The organism is Altererythrobacter lutimaris (assembly GCF_013371495.1).
Taxonomy (GTDB): Bacteria; Pseudomonadota; Alphaproteobacteria; order Sphingomonadales; family Sphingomonadaceae; genus Erythrobacter; species Erythrobacter lutimaris_A.
The window spans coordinates 1,022,023-1,043,285 of sequence record NZ_JABWTA010000001.1 but is presented as its reverse complement, the minus strand read 5'-3'; the positions used below and the strand labels follow the sequence as shown (position 1 = coordinate 1,043,285).

Sequence of the window (21,263 nt, the reverse complement as noted above, 5' to 3'; positions counted from 1 at the left end):
ATGGTTAAAGTGAGGTAGGGTTCATGGCTGAACTATCAGAAGAGCGCGCAAGGCTGCGTGAGTTGGCGCAGGAGAGCGGGGCGAGCCTTGCATCTTTGTCAGCGATGATCGGCAGAAATACGAGCTATCTCCAGCAGTTCATTACGAAAGGCAGCCCGCGCAAGCTTGAAGAGCAGGACCGCGGGAAGCTGGCGGAGTTCTTCGGCGTGCCGGAGGCAGAGTTGGGTGCGCCTTTACAGGATATTAAGGAAAAATCCTACGCTGCGCCTCGTAGTATCCGTTCTGCATGGGTGGAAATCCCGCGGCTCGACATTGGTGCATCGGCTGGCCCCGGCGCTGTGCCGGACAATGAAGAGGCATTCGACACCTTCCGCTTCTCACAGCAATGGCTGCGCGAGCAGGGGCTGGAGGCAGCACAGCTTTCCGCGATCACTGTCGAAGGTGACAGTATGGAACCGCTGCTGCGCGATGGCGATGAAATCCTCGTCGATCGCACTGTGCGGCCATTCCGTGACGGCGTGCATGTCGTTCGGTTGAATGACAGCCTGATGGTGAAGCGCGTTGCAAGCGCTGGGGCAGGGCGGCTCGCACTGCTCAGCCAGAACCTGGCGTACCCGCCGATTGAAGTGAGCGCGGACGACATCGAGATTATCGGCCGCGTCGTATGGAAAGGTGGGCGGCTCTAGCCGAAGTCCCGCATGTGGACATGTCGTCTTTGACCAATTTTGCGCGCGCTTACCTGTTATATAACCTACGCAAACACCCGTAAGATCCTCTCATGCTTACATTGATCCTTGTCTCTCTCCTGTTTCTGCTCGTTGCAGCAGCCATCGCCATTGGCGTCATGATGACCTGGGCGCTTGCGGGATCGGATGAGGAGCACCTGGCTAGCAGCGAAGCCAAACCTCGCGGCCTGCGCTCGCGGCTACGGCGCTTCTGGTCCTGGGCTAATGCAGTCCCTCCAAAGCTGGAATACCGCCGCGACAAAAAGGGCCGTTTTCGCAAGTTGAAACGGTGGTGAGGGCTTGAGAGTTCAACTTCAGCTTTTGGGGTGGAAAGCAGCCAACTGATTGAGCACTCAGCTAGAACCGGTGAGCAGGTGGTTCATTGCAAAGTCGATATGACGAAGTGTAAGCAACCCGGGAACACCAATTACTGCTTGGGGGGGAGCATGAAGACAGTAAGCCGACTATCGCTGGTATTATTTGCATGGATAGGAGGGGTTTCCTCAACAGCGTTGGCTCAAGAAGCCCCCTCGCTAGAAGCAGTCGAACCGCTTTGCGAACTTCACATCTGGCCAACCGAGCATTTCGCATCGTTGCCATTCCGAATGGGAGTGCTGTTTCCCGGTTTCGATGCAGAAGGGGTTGATGCCCAGTTTAAGGAGCTTGTCGGCCCAGAATTGCAGTTTGCGGCGCTAGATCGCGCAGACCCGCTTGAGAGTCTTGGCTTGCCAGCCGACACCGTGATCTATCGGCATTCGGACCTTGAAACCGACAAAGTGACAAAAAAGCGCAAGGAACGCAGAGCAGCTTCCGATGCGCGATGCTATTACGAGCTGCACATTCGCTTCAACGATCTCATCGAGGATGTTTTCTGGGGAGATCGATTTTCGACCTACTTCGACTTTCGCAAGTATAGTAACCAGGACGTCTGGGATGTTCGGTTCCGTTCCGACGGCGGCAACAAGCTTACTGTATTCCCAATTGAGGAGGGGGAAGACCCTGCGGAAGTCAGCCAAGAGATCGGTCTAGCAATCGAAGCCAATTTCTCTGAGTTTGCAAGGAAAGCTAAGCGCAAACTGGCTCGAGCCTCAAGGTAGTCAAGGCGTCCGCAATTGGGTCGTAACCGGACATTGCAACGTCGGCACTTACCGCAGCTTCAGTTTGAAGCCTGTATGTGTCGGTTTGAATCCTAGCCGCTCGTAGAAGCGGTGCGCATCTTCGCGGGTTGTGTCGCTTGTGAGCTGCACTAGCCCGCAGCCGCGTTTGCGACATTCCTCGACCGCCCATTCCAACATTGCGCCGCCGATCCCTTTGCTCTGGTGGTCGGGATGGACGCGCACGGATTCGATCTGGCCGCGCCACGCGCCTTGGCGCGAGACGCCGGGAATATAGCTCAACTGGAAGCTCCCGACAGGCTTGCCTTCTACCTCAGCAATCAGCAGGCGATGATTTGGGTCGCCTGCAATGGCATCAAAACCCTCGCGCTGATCGGCCTCGTCTGCCGGCATTGCTGGATCGCGTTTGGCCGAGACAGCGTCGCTGTCGATCAGACCCACAATATAGGGCAGGTCTTGCTCGGTTGCGTCGCGGATGGTGAGCCTGCTCATACGCTGGCTTTAGCACTGAGAGCCGCGAAAATCTCGCCTGTTGTAATCTGGCGCAAGTCGCGCCATCTGACACAGCATGACCGAGGCCTCTCCAAACACCACGCCCCAAATACCACCGATGAAAGCTGCGATCATTCCCGTGACGCCGCTTCAGCAGAATTGCTCGCTGATCTGGTGCACGAAGACAAACAAGGGCGCGCTGACCGATCCGGGCGGTGATCTCGACCGGTTGAAGCTTGGGCTGGAAAAGACCGGGGTGGAGCTGGAGAAGATCCTCATCACGCATGGCCATATCGACCATTGCGGGCAGGCGGGTATCCTCGCTGAAGAGCTGGGCGTACCGATCGAAGGTCCGCATGAGGATGACCGTTTCTGGATTTCGCGGCTGGATGAAGACGGAGCGCGTTACGGCATCAATGGCAAGGTTTTCGAGCCGGATCGCTGGCTGGTTGATGGCGATAAGGTGACTGTCGGCGAGCTGGAGCTCGACGTGATCCATTGCCCCGGCCACACGCCGGGCCATGTCGTGTTCTTCCATGAACCGTCACGCTTCGCAATTGTCGGTGATGTGCTGTTCCAGGGGAGCATTGGCCGCACCGATTTCCCGATGGGCAACCATCAGGACCTGATCGATGCGATCACACAGAAGCTCTGGCCGCTTGGCAATGATGTGACTTTCATTCCCGGCCACGGCCCGACCAGCACGTTCGGGCAAGAACGCCAGACGAATGCATTTGTGAGCGATAGGGTTTTGGGTTAACGACAACTGCCATTGCGAGGCAGCTCGAAGATATGCCGCTGCAATCCAGAGTCTATCGCGTGCTGATCTGGATTGCTTCGCTGCGTTCGCAATGACGTGGAAATTTACATCACCCCGACGCTGATCAACACAGCGACAATCGCAAGACCCAGCAGCGCCAGCATTGTCGTCAGCGTACCGATCATCCGGCCCATCTGAAGGCTGCCACCATCCATGCCAAATGCATGCGCTACGCGTCCCAGCATGTAGATGCCGGCCACCCATGCGAGCCATGGCTCGCCGCGGCCCGAAATCTCTATTGCTGCGATCAGGATCAGCACGAAGGGCGTGCTTTCCACGAAGTTTGCCTGAGCGCGCATCCGACGGATCAGATTCTCGTTGTCCTCATCACCAACAGAGATATTCTCCGCTCGGCGTATGGCGCCAATACGGATCATCAGCCACACGTTGAGAATAGCCGCCGCAGCAGCCGCGGTCAGTGTCACTGGCAGTAAAGTAAGCATGAATGCGATTCACCTCCGTTGTCGAGCCTTTTGCTAGGGGTGTGCGCAGTGGGTTGCAACCTTGCGATTTTCCGCTATAGCGCGCGCTTTCCCGCCATAGCCGGGCCTGCTGACGCGCTTGCAAAACTTGTGCGAAGACAGTCCTTGCCTTAGGGCGGTTCACAAATTGCAGATTTATTTGAGGATTAGGTGCCGCCATGGCTGTCCCAAAGAGAAAAGTATCGCCTCACCGCCGTGGTAATCGCCGCGCGCACGATTCGTTGAAAGTGGAAGCTTTTCACGAGTGCAACAATTGTGGGGAGCTTAAGCGCCCGCACAATCTGTGCCCGCACTGTGGCTTCTACAACGGTCGCGAGGTCGTTGCGGTCGGTCTCTAAGACCACCTGTGTCTAAGTCGGAGAAACGCACATGAGCCTGCCGCGTATCGCTGTTGATGCGATGGGCGGCGATGAAGGCGTGCGCGTAATGGTCGAAGGCGCTGCCGAAGCGCGCCGTCGCCACGACAAGTTCCAATTCCTGCTAGTGGGTGACGAGACGCGCATCAAGGCCGCGCTCGACGATCACCCGAATATGCGCGGGGCATCGGAAATCCTGCATTGCGATGACGTGGTTGGCGGCGATGAGTTGCCCAGCCGCGCGCTTCGCCGTGCCAAGACGACCAGCATGGGTCTCGCGGTCAATGCCGTGAAGCAAGGTGATGCCGGTGCTGCTGTATCGGCTGGCAATACAGGCGCGCTGATGGCGATGAGCAAGCTGGCTTTGCGTACCATGCCGGGCATTGATCGCCCGGCGCTCGCGGCGGTCATGCCGACGCTTGAAGAGCACGATGTGGTCATGCTCGACCTTGGCGCCAATACAGAGGCGGATGCGCGCAACCTAGTGCAATTTGCGATTATGGGCGCGGCCTATTCGCGGATCGTTACAGGCATTGAGAGCCCGCGCGTGCGGCTCCTCAATATCGGTACGGAAGAGATCAAGGGTACGGACAGCCTGCGCGATGCCGCTGCGACCTTGCAAGCGGCAACCGGTCTTTCGATGAAATTCGACGGCTTTGTCGAAAGCGACAAGATCAACCGCGGCGAAGTGGATGTCGTCGTGACGGATGGATTTTCCGGCAATATCGCTCTCAAGGCAATCGAAGGTGCTGCGCGGTTCGTCACGGACTTGCTGCGCAACGCGTTCACCAGCTCGCTGCGTTCCAAGATCGGTTTCCTTGTCTCGCGCCCGGCGACAGAGTTGCTCAAGCACCACTTGGATCCCAACAACCACAACGGTGCGGTCTTCCTTGGTCTCAACGGCGTCGTAGTAAAAAGCCACGGTAGCGCCAATGCAGCAGGCGTTGCCAATGCGGTTGCTGTCGCAGCGAGCCTGCTGGAGAACGAGATTACCGGACGGATTGCGCAGGATCTGGCGGAACTCGGCGAAGCTCGCTTGCGCGAAACGCCAGCGAATGGAAACGGTGACATGGAGAGCGACGCGTGAGCGCTCCGCTCCGCTCGGTAATCCTCGGGAGCGGATCGGCGCTTCCAAAGCAATGTGTCACAAATGCAGAGCTGGCAGAGCGCGTCGATACGTCTGACGAATGGATCGTCGAGCGGACCGGCATTCGTCAGCGCTACATTGCTGGTGAAGGCGAAACGACAGCAACTCTCGCGACCGAGGCCTCACGCGCTGCGCTAGAAGATGCAGGTGTCGATGCAAGCGCGATAGACCTGATCGTTTTGGCGACAGCAACGCCGGACAACACTTTCCCTGCGACGGCAACAAAAGTCCAGCATGCGCTCGGTTGTCATGGCGGAATTGCATTCGATGTTGCCGCTGTTTGTTCCGGCTTCCTCTATGCCTTGACCACAGCGGACGCGATGCTGCGCACAGGGATGGCCAAGCGTGCATTGGTAATCGGCGCTGAGACCTTCAGCCGCATTCTCGACTGGGAAGACCGCACCACTTGCGTGCTCTTCGGCGACGGAGCAGGCGCAGTGGTCCTTGAAGCGCAGGATGCCAGTGCGACTCGCTCCGGAATCCTTGCAAGCCGACTGCATGCGGATGGTGCCCAACACGACTTGCTCTATGTCGATGGCGGTCCATCCACAACGCAAACCGTCGGTCATCTGCGCATGAAGGGGCGCGAAGTCTTCCGCCATGCCGTAGTCAACCTGTCAGAGGTTCTGCGCGAAGTCATCGCAGACGCAGAGATCGGCAGCGATGAAATCGACTGGATCGTGCCGCATCAGGCCAACAAACGCATCCTCGATGCGACGGCAAAGAAACTAGGGATTTCAGAGGATAAGGTGGTCGTAACGGTCGACCGGCATGCCAACACCTCGGCTGCGTCCGTGCCGCTCGCTTTCGATACCGCGCGGCGTGAAGGGCGGATACGGCCCGGACAGCTCGTTATGTTCGAAGCGATGGGCGGCGGATTTACCTGGGGGGCAAGTCTCATCCGCCTCTAAAGTTTCGGTGAATGGTTAATATCCTTCCACCACTTGTACGTCTTCGACATTGAAGTGATTGATCAATTTTAGTAACCTCTCCGCATTATCGGGGTCGTAAACCGGATTTAGGGAGTAGGGTTCTGTGAGCACACTTACACGCGCGGATTTGGCTGAGACGATCAATCGCAAGATGGGCCTCTCACGTGCAGAATCTCTCGATCTCGTCGAAGCTATCCTCAACAAGATGGGTGAAGCTCTAGAAGGCGGCGAGAATGTGAAGATCTCCGGCTTTGGTAGCTTTATCTTGCGAGACAAGCGCGAACGGGTGGGGCGCAATCCCAAGACCGGCGTTGAAGTGCCGATCACGCCGCGCCGCGTGATGACTTTCAGAGCAAGCCAGCTCTTGAAAGACCGGATCGCGAAGGCGAGCTGACGAATGACCAGCACCTTCCAGGATGGCAAAGAGGAGGGGGCTCTCAGGACAATTGGGGAAGTGAGCGATGCGCTTGGGATCAAGCCGCATGTGCTGCGCTATTGGGAGCAGCATTTCCCCATGCTCAAGCCTCTTAAACGCAGCGGCGGACGGCGTTATTATCGTCCGTCGGATGTCTCGCTGCTCGATACAATCAACCGGCTGGTGAACGGTGAAGGCTACACGCTGAAAGGCGCGAAAACCGCTATTCGCGAAGGGCGAGCGGACAAAACTGATCCGGCTTCGGAAGAACGCGGCGTATTCTTCACGCATGGCTCGAAAAGCTCGGACGCTGAGGCGGATCTGCTGCCTAAGCTGAAATCGATCAGAAATCAGCTGGCCGCGACGCTGAAGGGCTAGATTTCTTCACAACCCTAGTGTCCGCTGACGACACGCTTGCTGACATCGAATGCTGATCCGTTTCCCCAGCGAGCATTGACGCTCGATTCTTCATTCTCCAGATTTATGCTGGCTCGGTAACAGTCGGGATTTCTATTCATATGCGCGTACTTCTACTTGATGGTCATCCTGACGAAGGACGGTTTTCATCTCATCTGCTCCAGCAGTACGAGGACTCTCTGCCGCAAGGCGCGGACGTTAGCAGGGTTGCCGTCCGTGATATGGATTTCTCTCCGATCTTGCGGTTTGGATATGCCAAACGCGTAGAGTGGGAGCCGGATGTTGCTAGGCTGGCCAGGGAACTTGATGAGTGCGATCACTTGGTGGTCAGCTTTCCAATGTGGTGGGGAAGCGAGCCTGCCGAACTCAAAGGCTTACTCGACCGCTTACTTTTGCCCGGCTTCGCGTTTGCATATCATTCTGACGATCCTTGGTGGGATAAGCTCATGGAAGGCCGCTCTGCCGATGTGATCGCAACTATGGACACGCCGCCTCTCTTCCTGCGTCTTAATTACGGCAATGCATTAATCAAAAGATGGAAGCGCCAGATCCTCGGTTTCTGCGGTTTCAAGCCAGTGCGATTCCTCGCTTGCGGTCCTATCAAGCATGGAAACGCAGAAAAGCATGCTCGCAAGTGGGAAAAGCAGATCAAACGGATGGCTCGATCAATCCGAATTGCGTCTCAAGAGAGCAAGCAACCTCGTCTTGAGAGCTTCCTCAATCGAAAGAGTGAGACTCCGGCTTCCCGTTTGGACCAATAATGGAAAGTTCGCTAAACGTCCGATTTTCATCCCACAATCGGACGTAAGATCACTCCGCCGCCATCAGCTCCGCTTCGCCCAGGTCCACGCTGACCAGGCGAGAGATGCCTTTTTCCGCCATCGTCACCCCGAACAGGCGGTGCATGCGGCTCATCGTGACGGCGTTGTGCGTCACGATCAGGTAGCGGGTGTTGGTCTCGCTCACCATGGAATCAAGCAGGTCGCAGAAACGTTCGATATTGGCATCGTCCAGCGGCGCGTCGACTTCGTCGAGCACACAGATCGGTGCGGGATTGGTGAGGAACAGCGCAAAGATCAACGCGGTCGCGGTCAGCGCCTGCTCACCGCCTGATAGCAGCGAAAGCGACTGCAATCGTTTGCCCGGTGGCTGCGCATAAATTTCCAAGCCAGCTTCCAGCGGATCATCGCTGTCGATGAGCGCAAGATGCGCCTGACCGCCTTCAAACAGCCGCGTGAATAGTACGCGGAAATGGCCATCCACTTCCTCGAATGCGGCGCGCAGACGCTCGCGTCCTTCGCGGTTGAGATTGCCGATCGAGCCGCGCAAGCGGTTGACCGCTTCGGCCAGTTCAGCCTGCTCGGTGGCATTCGCGCCATGCTCTTCTTCGATCTTCTTCAGTTCTTCCGCAGCGACGAGGTTCACCGGACCGATCCGCTCGCGGCTGGCGGTCAGGCGCTCGAGCTCTTCCGATTCTGCACCGTGATCTCGCACGTCTTCGATTTCGAAGCTGAAGCGTTCGGCCAGCATCGGGGGAGGGCATTGGAAGCGCTCGCCTGAAATGCGCGCCATTTCCCCGCGTCGTGCCTCGGAGTTCTCTGCGCGCGCGGCCAAATCCGCACGGCCCTCACGCGCTCCGGCCAAACGCTCGGTCGCATCTGCCAAAGTGCGCTCGGCTGCTTGCGAAACCTCGCTCGCTTGCCGCACCGCTTCGTCTGCCGCGGTCAGTTCCGCAGTGAGCTTGGCGCGCATTGTGTCGCCTTGCTCTATCTCTTTCATCAAGCCTTCGGGCTTGGCGGCGATGACTGCGCGCTCTTCTTCGATTTCCTCGAGCCGCCGCGCGGTTTCCGCCATACGCCGCGTCGCATCGCCGGAACGCGCTTCCCAATTGGACTTGTCCGCGCGCTGAGCGGCCACCCGTTCGCGTGTCACAGCGAGCCCTTGATCGTGCGCTGCAAGTTCCGCTGCGGCAGCCTGCAAGGCAGAACGTGCAGCTTCATGGCGGGCTTGTGCGGCATCAACGCTGGCGCGGCCGGCATCGGGGGCAGGAAGTTCAGCGAGCTTGGCCTCTGCCGCTTTGTGCTCCGCTTCGGCTTGCTCGCGCTGCGCGGCCAAATCCTTGGCAGCCGCGTCCAGTTCCGTGAGGCGCGCTGCATTGCGCTCGAGTGCGCCTTCTGCCGTATCGAGCGCGCGCAACGCCTGACGCTCGGCTTCACTCGCTTCGGTAATAGCGCGTTCCTGCGCAATCAAGCCGCTGGCCAGCTGCTGATATTCGTCCTGGATTGAGGTTTGCCTGGCGGTTTTAGCGTCAACCGTATCGCGCAGCGCCGGCAATTGCTTTTCCAGCTCTGCCAAGCGATTCTCCGCTTCAAGCCTAGCGGCCTCGGCTGCACCTTCACCAAAGGCAACGAAGCCGTCCCAGCGGCGCAAGCGGCCATCATTAGTGACGAGCCATTCGCCGGGCTTGAGCGCGCGTCCATCATCGCTCTCAGCGACGTGCACTTGGCTCAGGCGGGCGCGTAACTCGTCAGGGCATGTGGTGAGTTGTGACAGCAGGCTGTCAGCGACAGGCGTGGGGGCGGCGCTTCCCGTCCAGAAGCGGCCATCTCCGTCGGCAGCGCCTAGTGGTGACTTCGCATCGCGGCCCAACACGGCGGCAACCGCGCGTTCGTAGCCAAGCTTTGGCTTCACACCATCCAAAGCAATGGCGCGGCCCTTGCGCTGTTCGCGTTGGCGAGCGCGATTGTCCCGGTCGCGTACCAAAGCCTGATATTCGCGTTCGATCCCGGCTAGCTCTGCCTTCGCGGTTGCGAGTTCGGAAGCCGCATTGTCGCGCGCACTCTGCAATTCTACTTTGCGCGCTTGATTGGCGTCAAGCTCGGCCCGGAGCTTCTCGAGCGTCGATTGCGCATCGCTGACTGCCTGCTTGGCCTCTGCAACTGCGCGCTCCGCTTCGTCAGCGCTCGGGATGTCGGCGCGCTGCGCCCGCTGGCGCTCGTTTTCCGCTGCCAAACGATCGAGTCGGGCTTTGGCCTGGCTGATCTCCGCTTCGACGACCCGCCATTCGGCTTCCACACCCGCTTGGTCTGCCGTCGCTTTCGCAAAGGCGAGTTCCGCTGTCCGGCTGGCGCGTTCGGCATCTTCGGACTTGGCGAGCAGGGCCGGGCGTCCGGCCTCGTCGCTCCCCAGCGCGGCAATGCTGGCCTGCAAATCGCGGTCAAGCCGGGCAAGCGCTTCTGCCGCATCCTTCGTCATGCGGTCGGCATCGGTCCGGTCTTCTTCGAGCCGGATCTGCTGGCGCTTGAGGTCACCAAGGCGCTGCTCGGCTGCTTCGAGCTTCTCTGTCAGCGCGGCCATACGGTGACCATGCGCGCTCGCATCATCGCGGCGGTCGGCTTGCTCCTCGCGCGCTTCGGAGAGCTTTTCTGACGCTTCGCGCTGCGCCTTGTGCGCTTCTGCCACAGCCGTTTGAGCGGTCGCCACACGTTCATCCGCAGCCTTGGCTTCCGCGCGCGCCGCATCTGCTGCGGCGGCCGCATCGCGCCAGCGCGCATAGAGCAGGCGGGCCTCAGCCAGCTGGATCTGCTCGGTTAGCTTGCCATAGCGCTCGGCCTGCTTTGCTTGCCGCCGCAAGGACGACATCTGCGAGTCCAGACCCGCCATAAGGTCTTCGAGCCGCTCGAGGTTTTTCTCCGTTGAGCGCAGTTTGCTTTCCGCATCTTTGCGGCGCACGTGAAGTCCGGCGATCCCGGCTGCTTCTTCCAGCATCTGCCGCCGTTCTGCCGGTTTAGCCGCAATTACCTGAGCGATCTTGCCTTGGCTGACCAGCGCGGGTGAATGTGCACCGGTGGCTGCATCAGCAAAGGTCAGCGCTACGTCCTTCGCTCGCACATCGCGGCCGTTTACGCGGTATGCGCTGCCCGCACCGCGCTCGATCCGCCGCATGACTTCAAGCTCTTCACCATCGCTATCCGCGGCTTGCAGGACAACTTCGGCAAAGTCGCGCGGAGGGCGCGCTTCGGTGCCGGCAAAGATGACATCTTCCATCCCGCCTGAACGCATGGATTTGGGCGAATTCTCGCCCATGACCCAACGGATCGCTTCCAAAAGGTTAGATTTGCCGCAGCCATTCGGGCCGACGACTCCGGTCAGGCCGGGTTCAACTCGCAATTCGGCAGGTTCAACGAAGCTCTTGAAGCCGCTGAGCTTGAGCTTCTTGATTTGCATTCTTGCGCGTCCTCCCCTTCAAGCTGCTCTTAGCGAGCGCCTGCCCGTTGCAGCAGCGGCTCAAGCGCGTTCCAGTTATTCGCGTCGACCTTGTTGCCGTTGATGAAGAATGTCGGCGTGCCCGTTACGCCAAGCTCAGCGGATTGCGTGTCAGAGCGCTCTGCAATGGCTTGAACGCTTTCCGCATCCGCAAGGCAAGTGCGTGCCTGGTCAGCGCTGAGGCCGCGCGCAGCGAAGAAATCGAGGAGGCCGGTATTCTCAGCGATACGGACGAAACGCTCATTCTCTGGCAGCTGCATCGCCGCTTCGAGCGCTGCCGGGTTTTGCTGCGCCTGCTGCAGGATCGCGCCGAGATTGGCCCAGACCTGATCAGCAAGAGGGTGGAACGCTTCTGGCGAGCTACAGCGCACCATGCGCGCCATCACCAGATCGATGCCGTTATGAATCTGATTGCGCAGCTCAAAGCTCACTACGCCGCTGCTCACATATTTTTCTTTGAGCGGCTCGACGCCGGTCATGGAGAAATTCGCACACGCTCCGCAGGTGAGCGAGCCGTACTCGATCAGCTTGATGGGCGCATCGGGATTGCCGACGAGATAGCCATCCGCGTCGGTGACCGTCACCATATCGCGCCATTCCGTGCCTTCAGGTGCGGGGATGGCAGCAATCGGATCGCCTTCTGCGATCCCGCCCTCATCGGTTTCAGTGCCGCAAGCGACAAGAGCGAGCGAAGCAGCGCCAGCCAGTGCGAATTTGAAGGTGCGAGCAAGTGTCATAACAGATGCAATCCTCGAATATGAACAGATAGGAGTAGCCTAAGGGGAGTGGGGGGTGAAGCAGGAGCGATACCTACACTCACAGCCTTTCCACAAGGGTTTGCGCCAAATACCGCTTTAAAGCCCGTTTTGAGACGATTCTTTGCTTGCGAGCGCTTTATCCAGCTCTGGCTGCAGGGCGCTCCATGCGGGCGCGACATCAACTTTGCGACCATTGATAGCAAATGTCGGTGTGCCCTCGATCTGCAAACGTTGTGCATCAGCCTGCGTCGCGGCGGCAAAAGCCTGAGCCTTGGTCTCGTCATTCAAGCATTTGTCGACATCGGTAATGCGATAGCCGCGCTGCCTCATAATGTTATAAAATCCGAAGTCATTGGCGATGTTGCGGCGGCTGGCTGCGCCCGGCTGCGTCCAGCGAGTGACTTGCGATTGCGTAGGCCTATTGAGCGGCGCGATCCACATATTCTGGCTCAGCATGAACGCCGCGTGGTTCTGCTTGAATTTTTGAGGCGCGCCGCAATGCGTCATCAGCGAAATCGCCAGATCAATCGGATTGCGGATGAACTGGCGGATTTCCAGCTGGACCTGACCTGACCCGACATAGGCGATTTCCAGCACCGGATCGCCTTGCTTTGCAAACAGGGCGCAAGTCGAGCACGTGTAGCTGACATATTCTGTCAGTTTCACTTTCGCATTGGGGTTACCGATGCGGTGGCTGACCTGATCTTCATCAACGGTGAGGTTCCAATTGCCTCCACCGCTTTGCGCAGAAGCAACCGGGGCAAGCACCATCGCCGCCACAGCCAATGCCAGCTTGATTGGTTTCACTTGCTGTTTAGTCCTTTTTCGTCTCGTCACCCATGGAGCGCGCGAGCGATTCCAGCACCGTGCGCAGTTCCGGATCGCCAATATCGCGCAAACTGTCCCCCAATTCCATCGGGATGGGCTTGAGCGAAGGCGGCGCCTTGGGTTTTTCCTCAGCAGATGGCGGCTTAACCTCACCTTGCCGCAGCTTGACCCGCGCCACCGCATTATAGCCGAAAAAGCGGTTCACGCGCTCCATGATTTCCGGAATCACTTGCTGGATCAAAGGGGCATGAGCGGGGGTAACGACCAGCTGCAAGATCCCTTCGGATTTCTCGCCGGGAGGAAAGCGGATCGCTTCGGGTGCGCAGACCCTGGCATGCGCGGGGCCAACAATCTCCGGCCAGCGTGTGACGACATTGGACTGCACAAAGCCAAAGCGCCGGAACGCTGTTCGTCCGATTTGCGGCATGAGCTCGCCGATCGGCTTCGGGCTGCCACCGCGCGGGCGTTGCCAAGCTCTGGCGGTTTTCTTGCCTTTGGTGGATTTGGATGGCTTGTCACGTTCCATTGCGTCAAACGTCATGCCATAGGCGGCGCGTGGCCGCTACTGTCTCTGCAAAACTGCTCCACTGGTATGACCAGCATGCGCGCGATTTACCGTGGCGCAATCCGCCGGGCTTGCCAGTGCCGGACGATCCTGACTGGCCATACCGCGTGTGGCTGTCTGAAGTCATGCTGCAGCAGACCACAGTCGCGGCGGTGAAGCCGTATTTTGCAAGATTCGTCGAGACGTGGCCAACAGTCGAAGCGCTGGCCGAAGCCGAAGATGCCGAGATCATGAGCGCATGGGCAGGGCTTGGTTATTATTCGCGGGCGCGCAACCTCGCAAAATGTGCGCGGGAAGTGGCTCAGCTGGGCGGTTTCCCTCGCACTGAAGCGGAGCTGCTGAAGCTGCCGGGGCTCGGTGCCTATACAGCGGCTGCGATCGCCGCGATTGCGTTTGGAGAGCGCGCCGTGGTGGTCGACGCCAATGTCGAGCGTTTGGTCTCTCGGCTGTTTGCGATTGAAGAGCCTTTGCCTTCCGCCCGAAAGGCTATCCGCGAGAGAGCCGACAGCATTACGCCTAACGAACGCGCAGGCGATTTCGCGCAAGCCATGATGGATCTCGGCAGCCAGATATGCACTACGCGCGCGCCGAAGTGCTTGCTGTGCCCGCTGTTGGAGGATTGTCTTTCGAGGGCGAATGGCATCGCGGAGTCTCTGCCGGTCAAACTGCCGAAGAAAGCCAAGCCTCAGCGCAAAGGGACCGCTTTCTGGATCGAGCGCGGAGAAGGGAAGCGCCGCGAAGTATGGCTCGTCACCCGGCAAGGAACAGGCATGCTGGGCGGAATGCGCGCACTGCCCGACGATGGCTGGAGCGCGCGCGAAGACGGCTCAGGTGAAGCGCCACTCAAAGGAGAATGGGAGCCACTTGGTGCCGTCTCTCACGTTTTTACGCACGCGGCTCTCACGCTGAGCGTGGTGCATTATTCTGGCGATCACCTGCCGGAAGGCGAGGGTGGGTGGTGGCCCATTGCTCGGATCGAGGACGCAGGTCTTCCAACGCTCTTTGCCAAGGCAGCTCGGCTTGCTCTAGCGAAGGATTAGAGGATCCCGCCGCCAAGCATCAGGCGTACAACGGCAATCAAGCCCACGATCAGGCAGAAATTGCGTCCACCATCGCTCGAAGACAGCTGACCGACAACAATGCCGATCACAATCAACGGCAAGGCCAGCCAGTTGAGTGCGCCAAGAAGAGGAATCGTGGCCGGAATCACGATCACGAGCGAGAGGATACCGATGAGGATAGAGAGAACATTCAACATGTGTCTTATATGAGTACTACACCTCTTTTAGACAAGTCCCGTTCATCACATTTTTTGCAGAGGCAGTGTCTCACCCGATTGACCCTGCGCCCTCCATCAAGCAAGGACGCGCAAACAGTTTCAAGAGAGGACCTTCATGGCATTTCGCAGCTTCGATGATATAGAGCTTTCCCGTCGTTCGCTACTACGCTCGACCGCCTATATGGCAGCGGGTGCGGGACTCGCGGGCTTGCCGCTCGGGCAGTTGGCAATGGCGCACGATGTCAGCGATAGCTTCCCGAATATTGCGGCGATGGTGAACCGCTATCTCAGCCAGAACAAGGTTGCGAGCCTGTTGGTTACACTTGGCACAGGTCAGGAAGACCACGCGCACACTGTCGGCGGCGGCGCACTCTCTTTCGGCAGCTCCACTCGTGTAGATGAGAATACGCTCTTCCGCATCTATTCGATGACCAAGCCGGTGACCGGCATGGCGACGATGATGCTGGTTGATGAAGGCAAGCTGGGGCTGGACCAGCCGCTCGCGGAGACACTGCCTTCCTTCGCGAATATGCGCGTTCTGACAGATCCCAAGGGCTCGCTCGACAACACCGTGCCTGCGGAGCGCCCGATCACGATCCGGCATCTGCTCACGCATACAGCAGGCATTGGCTATATCATCGGTGAAGCAAGCCCGCTGGTTGCTGCCTATGCAGAAAACGGCCTTGTCGGCGGTCGCGTCAGCCGCTTCCCGATCCCCGGCCTGCCAGAAGTCACTCCCGCGCCCAATCTCGAGGTGTGGGCTGATCGTCTCGCGACGCTGCCATTGATCGCGCAGCCGGGTACGAAATGGAGTTACTCCGCCAGCATCGACCTGCTCGGACGAGTCATTGAAGTCGCATCAGGGCAAAGCTTTGAGAGCTTCCTGCAAGACCGCATCTTCGAGCCATGCGGGATGGAGAGTACGTACTTCACTGTGCCCAGCAGCGAGACGGACCGACTGACGACCAATTACGGTATCGCGGCGGGCATCCCGCTGCCGGTCGATGGCGGCACAAGCTCGATCTTTACAGACGAGCCAAGCATACCGGCGGGCGGCGGCGGCCTTGTGTCTTCGCCGAAAGACTATGACCGCTTTCAACGCATGCTGCTGGGTTACGGCAAGCTTGGCGGCAAGCGCGTGATGGGCGAGCTGGCTGTGCGCGTGGGGACGTCGAACCTTGTGCCTGAAGCCGTCGATACAACGGGCAGCTGGATCGCAGGTCAGGGCCATGGCGCTGGCGGGCGCGTTCTGGGCGAGCAATTCGGCTGGGGTGGGGCAGCGGGTACGCTCTCCACCATCGACTACGGCTCCGACATGCGGATCGGGCTCTACACGCAGTATATGCCGCCGGAAACCTACGCAATGCGCGATGAATTCATTGCTGCGATCCAGGCCGATATCGCCGGCATTTCAGGTCTCTGAGCGGCGATAGCTCATGAGTTCGAAGACGCCGCTCGCCTTTTCCGGTTCGCCGCTCGACCGGGCGGACAACACGCGCGCAGACAAGGAAGCGCTTGGCGCATTGATGAACTGGAAAGCGCGTCTGCTCGCGCTTGAGGGGCTCATGCCTGCAATGGATGATCACGGGCGGCTCGCTTGGGGCACGCTCGCCGATGCGGCTGAAGATGCCGAGCTGGTATTCCTCGGCATTGACCGCAGCGACGGGGGCGAAAGGGCGTGCTTTGCCGCGGTTCCGCAGCAAGGCGATGCCAGCCCGCGCATGGCGAACCCGCAATTGTGGTCACTGATGGCGACATTGGAGTCGGGCGATCTCGCGCTTTATGGCGGCGCGCGCAGCATTGTTGACTGGCATGCGAGGCATCGCTTTTGCGCACAATGCGGCTCGCCCACTGCAATCGCGAAAGGCGGCTGGCAGCGTTCCTGCAGCAATTGCGGGGCGCAGCATTTTCCGCGCACGGACCCGGTTACGATCATGCTGGTCGAATATGACGGTAAGCTGATGCTTGGGCGCGGTAAAGGTTGGCCGGAAGGCAGCTTTTCCGCGCTGGCGGGTTTTGTTGAGCCCGGCGAAACCATCGAAGAAGCCGTCGCGCGCGAAGTGTTCGAGGAATCGGGCGTGCGGGCACGCGATGTGTCCTATATCGCGAGCCAGCCCTGGCCATTCCCAAGCCAGCTGATGATCGGTTGCCACAGCCATACGGATGACGACGCGCTCACCATCGACTACACCGAAATGGCAGAGATCGAATGGTTCACGCGTGAAGATGTGACCGCCGCACTTGCCGGTAACGGCCCGTTCCGTGCGCCGCCGCGCCATGCTATTGCTCATACTCTGATGCAGTGGTGGATCGATCAATGAGCGCTCAAATCCCGCAAGCCATGACGATCGACATCTTTTCCGATGTCATGTGCCCGTGGTGCCTGATCGGTTATGGCCAGCTGACAAAGGCGCTGACGGAGCTCGATGGCGAAGTTAAGGCTGAACTGCGCTGGCGGCCCTTCGAACTCAATCCCAACATGGCGGAAGAAGGCGAAGAGCAGGACGCGCATCTCGCCAAGAAATATCAGCGCTCTGACGAGGAACGTGCAGCCATCCGCGCGCAGATGAAGGATATTGCGGACAAGGCAGGCGTCTCGCTCACCTATGAAGGCGATGATCCGGATCGGCCCGCGATGATGTGGAACACGCGCGAGGCCCATATGTTGCTGGCTTTCGCGCTGGAACAGGCCGGCCCGCAAGTGCAAACCGCGCTCAAGCTCGCGCTCTTCAAGGCGCATTTCAACGAGCGTCGCAATGTTTCGGACCGCGAAGTGCTGCTCGATATCGCTGCATCGGTCGGCTTACATCGCGAAGCCGCCAAGGCTGCGCTTGAGGACGAGGCTTTGCTCGCCCGCGTCATCGCGGAAGAGCGGCAGGCATGGGATATGAACATCTCCGGCGTGCCAGCGATGGTCGTGAACGGCAAGTTCATGATCCCGGGGGCGCAGGCGCCGGAGGTCTATGTGAATGCCCTTCGACGCGTAGCGGAGAAAGAGGCCGCTGCAGAGTAAGGCGAACCTGGTCTGAGAATAGCTTCGGGAGAGGGCACGATGAGTATCAAGAACTTTGTGGCTGCGGGATTGTCACTCGCAATGGTTTCAGGCGTTGCGACGGCGCAGGAAGCGGCTGAACGTCCGCAAATCACCATGGGCAATGGCGAGCGCAATGCGATCCAGATCGAAGGCATGACGCGCCATGATGACGCGATGGCTGTCACCAGTAAGCGGATGGACGGCGCGGACTCCTCCGTCATGCGAACTAACTCAACCTCGCTCACTTTCGATGAAGTGGTGATCGAGAAAGCAGGCTGGATTGTCCTGCATCCGATTATTGACGGCCGCCCGAACGGCGACATCGTGTCCGGGTTTGCGCGGCTAGAGGCAGGTCGGAACGAGGAAGTGTCGATCCGGATGCATCACCCGGCGGACGCTGGCAGCCAATACATCGTTATGCTCCATAGCGATGCGAATGAGGATGGCGTGTTCGACTTCGTGTTTGTCGAGGACGGGATCAATGTCGAGGACACGGCGGTGTTCGAAGGCACGCGCATGATCGCGCATATGATCACTCTGCCGGAGTAGAGCAGGTCCCAGTGACCACGGTGTGGTTGCGAAGGTCCGCTAACGACCCAATTACGGACTTCTCAGGCGACGCTGATTCTGCGATATCTAGGTCATGAAGCAGAATGGATTTGTGCTTGTCTCGGGCTTGCCTGCATCAGGTAAGACAGCAATTGGAAAGAAACTTGCTGAGGCCATTTGCTGGCCGTTTCTAGACAAAGACCAATTTCTCGAGGCTGAGTTCGAGAAGTTTGACGATGTGGACATGGCTCTTCGGCAAAAATTGAGCCGCAAGAGTGACGTCCGATTTGAAGAATGCGCGAATGCTCAATCATGCGCTGTGCTGGTCTCATTCTGGCGACCAACGGATCAGAAGGTGTCGTATGGGACCCCGACAACTTGGGTTGCCGAGTTGCAATCGAGGGTCGTCGAGCTTCATTGCAGATGCGATCCAGCTATCGCTCAAAAGAGGTTTTTCGAACGGAAACGCCACGCTGGTCACAACGATCCTTCTAGGTATGATACTGTGGCAAGGCAGTTTGATGAGCTATCTTCGCTGGGGCCACTTGGAGCTTTTCCTGTTGTCACGATCGAGACCAGCGACTTAACCGACATTGATGCCCTGGTTGACCATGCTAGAGCAGAGCTCCGACGGCTCTTCGCTTAGCCGACCATTTTGGTTGTGATCGGGGACACTCTTATGATGGATTACGTCGGGCAAGTTGCTGTAGTCCTCCGAGCCGACGCAATTCGTTGGCACTTGCTAGGCGTTGTTGCCGATCTTGAGCTTCCTGATTGCTGGATTGCCGCCGGATTTGTGAGAAATGCGGTTTGGGACGCTCTCCACGGTCGCTCCGAAAGCCCGATTTCTGGGGATGTGGACGTCATTTGGTTTGACCAGAGTTGTTCCGACCCGGCTCGTGACCGTGCTATTGAAGAAGCGCTACGTGCTACCGAGCCTTCGATTGATTGGTCAGTCAAGAATCAAGCTAGAATGCACGTTCGCAACTGTGATGCACCCTACCTATGTGCGACTGAGGCCATGCGCCACTGGCCGGAGACAGCGACAGCCGTTGCGGCAAGGCGCATCGGCTCAGACGGATGTGAAATTGCAAGCCCATTGGGGTTGGACGACCTGTTCCACCTGGTCATCCGTCCAACGACAAAGTTCGACGTTCAGAAGCGGTCGATCTTTGAGGAAAGAATTCAAAAGAAGGCATGGTTTGAAAACTGGCCAATGCTTCACCGCGGAGTGACCTAAGGTCCGCTTACCACCCCAATTCCCGTCATCCCAGGGTAGGCAACATCATCTCTCTCCCCCGCACGGGGGAGAGATACGCAGGCTTGGCGCGTTAGCGCCTAGTCGGAGTTGAGAGGGGGTTTCAAAGCCATCAAGCGCAGTGGACCCCTCTCCCAACCCTCTCCCCTCAAGGGGAGAGGGCTAAGGCACATTTCCTACATCGTCGCTGAGCGCTACCAACGCAGCGCTCTTTCACACCGCCGATCTCTTCCATGGGTAGGGTAAAGAGCGCGCTCATGAGTTTTCAAAAAATAGGAAAAGTGTCAACTTTGTTGGAAAGGCCAAGAACGGCAGATTTATGCGGGTTTGAGGCCGTTTTAGCGAAGTTGACAGGTGTCAATTGTGTCAAGATTGTTGGGAAAGAAAATTGCGCGATTGCGCCAGATTATGAGGACTAAATCAGACCAAGGTTCTGCAGTTTGCCCGCCAGCTTTCCTGGCAGCACATCGCCAATATCCTCGCCTTCTTCCAGATCGCGCGGAGGCTCGCCTTTCAAATAGCGCCAGCCCTGATGCGCGCGCTTGGGCTTCGGATGGACACGGACAAGCTTCGGCTCAAGCTCTATCAGCCAGCGCCCGCTATCGGTCTGGCTGAAGCCCAGAATGGTCGAGCGCGCGACGATATTGTGCTGGTGGATCCAGTAGAGCGAGCCGCCGATGCACTCCTCCCATTTTGTCGGACGATATTTGGTGGTGAGAAACGGGCTGCGCCGCCCTGCGTACCAGCTCTCGATATCATCAAAGCTCTGCGCGCCGAACGCGATCTTGGTCAAATGGAGCGGCATGGGTATGATCTGGCACACGGGGCCGCAGATTCAAGTCCAATAGGGCTTTTATGCGAAAGGAATTGGGGATGAGCTTTATGACATATCGGGCAATCGGAGCGAGCGTACTCGCGTTGACATTGATGGCGTGCTCGCAAGCCGAGCAAGGCGAAACACCGGTTGCAGTAGGCGAGGCTGATCCGACGCTCGGCAAAGTCACCACGATCACGCCGGACATGACTGCGCGTGCGGCTGGTCTCGTCACAGAGGGCAAGACCTATGCGCTGGGCGTGATTACAGGGCCGGACAGTGTTCCGTGGCCGGGTCGCAGCTACTCCATCGAGACATTCAGCGGTGGCGATCCGCTGGGCGCGAACAAGGTCACTATGCATGATGACCGGCTGGTCACGCATGTCGGGATTGGGAGCCAGCTTGACGGGCTGGGCCATATTGGGCGCGACGGTGTGCATTATGGCGGTCTGACGGCGGAGGAGATTTTCGCAGAGGATGGTCTCAAACAGCTCGGCACGGAGCATGTCCCGCCCATCGCAACGCGCGGGGTCATGCTCGACATGGCCAAGCATTTCGGGGTCGAGCGGCTGGCACCTTTGCAGGGCTTCGGCAGCGAAGACATCAAAGCCGCCGCTTCCGCGCAAGGCGTGACCATCCAGGCGGGTGATGTGGTGCTGTTCCACACCGGCTGGATGAGTATGGCGGACGAAGATGCCGAGGCCTACATCGCCCAGCAGCCGGGCATCAATTTCGACGGGTCGGAATACCTTGCCGGATTGGGTGTGGTTGCGATTGGAGCGGACAGCGCAGCGCTCGAAACCATGGCGTTTGAAGATGACATCGTATTTCCCGTCCACCAGTCGCTGCTGGTCGATCACGGGATTTACATCCTCGAGACGATGAACACGGCGCAATTGGCTGAGGATGAGGCTTATGAGTTTTTCTTCGTGCTGGGGCAGCCGAGATTTGCAGGCTCCGTGCAAGCGGTAATCAACCCGGTCGCTATTCGTTAGTCTGCGGGTGGCCACA

The 21,263-nt window shown here is 58.7% G+C and carries 26 protein-coding genes; 18 read left to right on the top strand and 8 right to left on the bottom strand.

Annotation, left to right across the window (positions count from 1 at the left end):
• Nucleotides 1-23 precede the first annotated feature (23 nt).
• From HUO12_RS05045 to HUO12_RS05035, 3 genes are all read left to right on the top strand, one after another.
• On the top strand, nt 24-686 hold the full coding sequence (locus HUO12_RS05045; protein WP_176272555.1) for a S24 family peptidase: 663 nt from the start codon (nt 24-26) through the stop codon (nt 684-686).
• Between the two features lie 92 nt (nt 687-778).
• Nucleotides 779-1,021 (top strand): hypothetical protein, encoded by a 243-nt coding sequence (locus HUO12_RS05040; RefSeq protein WP_176272554.1) that lies wholly within the window; start codon nt 779-781, stop codon nt 1,019-1,021.
• Nucleotides 1,022-1,051: 30 nt separating this feature from the next.
• Nucleotides 1,052-1,822 (top strand): hypothetical protein, encoded by a 771-nt coding sequence (locus HUO12_RS05035; protein WP_176272553.1) that lies wholly within the window; start codon nt 1,052-1,054, stop codon nt 1,820-1,822.
• A 48-nt stretch (nt 1,823-1,870) separates the two neighbouring features.
• Here the strand turns inward: HUO12_RS05035 and HUO12_RS05030 are convergent, their stop codons facing one another.
• Entirely contained in the window at nt 1,871-2,332 is a 462-nt protein-coding gene (locus tag HUO12_RS05030; protein WP_176272552.1) for a GNAT family N-acetyltransferase, read from the bottom strand.
• A 118-nt stretch (nt 2,333-2,450) separates the two neighbouring features.
• Between HUO12_RS05030 and HUO12_RS05025 the strand changes: the two genes are divergently transcribed.
• A complete protein-coding gene (locus HUO12_RS05025; protein WP_176274298.1) occupies nt 2,451-3,092 on the top strand; it encodes an MBL fold metallo-hydrolase in 642 nt (213 codons plus the stop codon).
• 104 nt (nt 3,093-3,196) lie between these two features.
• On the opposite strand, the gene HUO12_RS05020 is transcribed toward HUO12_RS05025, so the two are convergent.
• Nucleotides 3,197-3,595, bottom strand: a complete 399-nt coding sequence (locus HUO12_RS05020; protein WP_176272551.1) for an MAPEG family protein — start codon at nt 3,593-3,595, stop codon at nt 3,197-3,199.
• 197 nt (nt 3,596-3,792) lie between these two features.
• Here HUO12_RS05020 and rpmF point away from each other — a divergent pair, with 197 nt between their 5' ends.
• The 6 genes from rpmF (at nt 3,793) to HUO12_RS04990 (ending at nt 7,662) form a co-directional block, all read left to right on the top strand.
• Entirely contained in the window at nt 3,793-3,972 is a 180-nt protein-coding gene (rpmF, locus tag HUO12_RS05015; protein ID WP_086436252.1) for a 50S ribosomal protein L32, read from the top strand.
• 31 nt (nt 3,973-4,003) lie between these two features.
• A complete protein-coding gene (gene plsX, locus HUO12_RS05010; RefSeq protein ID WP_176272550.1) occupies nt 4,004-5,077 on the top strand; it encodes a phosphate acyltransferase PlsX in 1,074 nt (357 codons plus the stop codon).
• Entirely contained in the window at nt 5,074-6,048 is a 975-nt protein-coding gene (locus HUO12_RS05005) for a beta-ketoacyl-ACP synthase III (protein ID WP_176272549.1), read from the top strand. The genes plsX and HUO12_RS05005 overlap by 4 nt, the downstream gene beginning before the upstream one ends.
• Nucleotides 6,049-6,172: 124 nt before the next feature.
• Nucleotides 6,173-6,463: an integration host factor subunit alpha gene (locus tag HUO12_RS05000; protein ID WP_332310372.1), complete on the top strand. Its 291-nt coding sequence runs from the start codon at nt 6,173-6,175 to the stop codon at nt 6,461-6,463.
• 3 nt (nt 6,464-6,466) lie between these two features.
• Entirely contained in the window at nt 6,467-6,862 is a 396-nt protein-coding gene (locus HUO12_RS04995; RefSeq protein ID WP_176272548.1) for a MerR family transcriptional regulator, read from the top strand.
• 140 nt (nt 6,863-7,002) lie between these two features.
• Entirely contained in the window at nt 7,003-7,662 is a 660-nt protein-coding gene (locus tag HUO12_RS04990; RefSeq protein ID WP_176272547.1) for an NAD(P)H-dependent oxidoreductase, read from the top strand.
• 49 nt (nt 7,663-7,711) lie between these two features.
• On the opposite strand, the gene HUO12_RS04985 is transcribed toward HUO12_RS04990, so the two are convergent.
• The 4 genes from HUO12_RS04985 to HUO12_RS04970 all read right to left on the bottom strand — a co-directional run bounded on the left by HUO12_RS04985 (nt 7,712) and on the right by HUO12_RS04970 (nt 13,279).
• Nucleotides 7,712-11,128: a chromosome segregation SMC family protein gene (locus HUO12_RS04985; protein WP_176272546.1), complete on the bottom strand. Its 3,417-nt coding sequence runs from the start codon at nt 11,126-11,128 to the stop codon at nt 7,712-7,714.
• A gap of 29 nt (nt 11,129-11,157) precedes the next feature.
• Nucleotides 11,158-11,904, bottom strand: a complete 747-nt coding sequence (locus HUO12_RS04980) for a thioredoxin domain-containing protein (RefSeq protein ID WP_176272545.1) — start codon at nt 11,902-11,904, stop codon at nt 11,158-11,160.
• 117 nt (nt 11,905-12,021) lie between these two features.
• Nucleotides 12,022-12,732 (bottom strand): thioredoxin domain-containing protein, encoded by a 711-nt coding sequence (locus HUO12_RS04975; RefSeq protein WP_176272544.1) that lies wholly within the window; start codon nt 12,730-12,732, stop codon nt 12,022-12,024.
• Between the two features lie 7 nt (nt 12,733-12,739).
• The gene (locus HUO12_RS04970) at nt 12,740-13,279 is read right to left on the bottom strand and encodes a DUF721 domain-containing protein (RefSeq protein ID WP_176274296.1); all 540 of its coding nucleotides are present in this window, start codon (nt 13,277-13,279) and stop codon (nt 12,740-12,742) included.
• Here HUO12_RS04970 and HUO12_RS04965 point away from each other — a divergent pair.
• A complete protein-coding gene (locus HUO12_RS04965; protein WP_176272543.1) occupies nt 13,261-14,358 on the top strand; it encodes an A/G-specific adenine glycosylase in 1,098 nt (365 codons plus the stop codon). The two genes, HUO12_RS04970 and HUO12_RS04965, sit on opposite strands and share 19 nt — an antisense overlap.
• Here the strand turns inward: HUO12_RS04965 and HUO12_RS04960 are convergent.
• Nucleotides 14,355-14,576: a hypothetical protein gene (locus HUO12_RS04960; protein ID WP_176272542.1), complete on the bottom strand. Its 222-nt coding sequence runs from the start codon at nt 14,574-14,576 to the stop codon at nt 14,355-14,357. The two genes, HUO12_RS04965 and HUO12_RS04960, sit on opposite strands and share 4 nt — an antisense overlap.
• A 136-nt stretch (nt 14,577-14,712) precedes the next feature.
• Here HUO12_RS04960 and HUO12_RS04955 point away from each other — a divergent pair, with 136 nt between their 5' ends.
• The 6 genes from HUO12_RS04955 to HUO12_RS04930 all read left to right on the top strand — a co-directional run bounded on the left by HUO12_RS04955 (nt 14,713) and on the right by HUO12_RS04930 (nt 19,420).
• Nucleotides 14,713-16,020, top strand: coding sequence for a serine hydrolase domain-containing protein (locus HUO12_RS04955; RefSeq protein ID WP_176272541.1), 1,308 nt, complete (start codon nt 14,713-14,715; stop codon nt 16,018-16,020).
• Between the two features lie 13 nt (nt 16,021-16,033).
• Entirely contained in the window at nt 16,034-16,918 is an 885-nt protein-coding gene (gene nudC / locus HUO12_RS04950; RefSeq protein WP_176272540.1) for an NAD(+) diphosphatase, read from the top strand.
• A complete protein-coding gene (locus HUO12_RS04945; RefSeq protein ID WP_176272539.1) occupies nt 16,915-17,610 on the top strand; it encodes a DsbA family oxidoreductase in 696 nt (231 codons plus the stop codon). Before nudC ends, HUO12_RS04945 begins: the two co-directional genes overlap by 4 nt.
• A 39-nt stretch (nt 17,611-17,649) precedes the next feature.
• Entirely contained in the window at nt 17,650-18,180 is a 531-nt protein-coding gene (locus HUO12_RS04940) for a DUF7282 domain-containing protein (protein WP_176272538.1), read from the top strand.
• Between the two features lie 94 nt (nt 18,181-18,274).
• Nucleotides 18,275-18,826: an AAA family ATPase gene (locus HUO12_RS04935; RefSeq protein ID WP_176272537.1), complete on the top strand. Its 552-nt coding sequence runs from the start codon at nt 18,275-18,277 to the stop codon at nt 18,824-18,826.
• Between the two features lie 33 nt (nt 18,827-18,859).
• Entirely contained in the window at nt 18,860-19,420 is a 561-nt protein-coding gene (locus HUO12_RS04930; protein WP_232367312.1) for a nucleotidyltransferase family protein, read from the top strand.
• A 433-nt stretch (nt 19,421-19,853) separates the two neighbouring features.
• Here HUO12_RS04930 and HUO12_RS04925 read toward each other — a convergent pair whose 3' ends face one another.
• A complete protein-coding gene (locus HUO12_RS04925) occupies nt 19,854-20,243 on the bottom strand; it encodes a DUF1489 family protein (protein ID WP_176272536.1) in 390 nt (129 codons plus the stop codon).
• Nucleotides 20,244-20,311: 68 nt separating this feature from the next.
• Between HUO12_RS04925 and HUO12_RS04920 the strand changes: the two genes are divergently transcribed.
• Nucleotides 20,312-21,247 (top strand): cyclase family protein, encoded by a 936-nt coding sequence (locus HUO12_RS04920; protein ID WP_232367311.1) that lies wholly within the window; start codon nt 20,312-20,314, stop codon nt 21,245-21,247.
• The last annotated feature ends 16 nt before the right edge of the window (nt 21,248-21,263 follow it).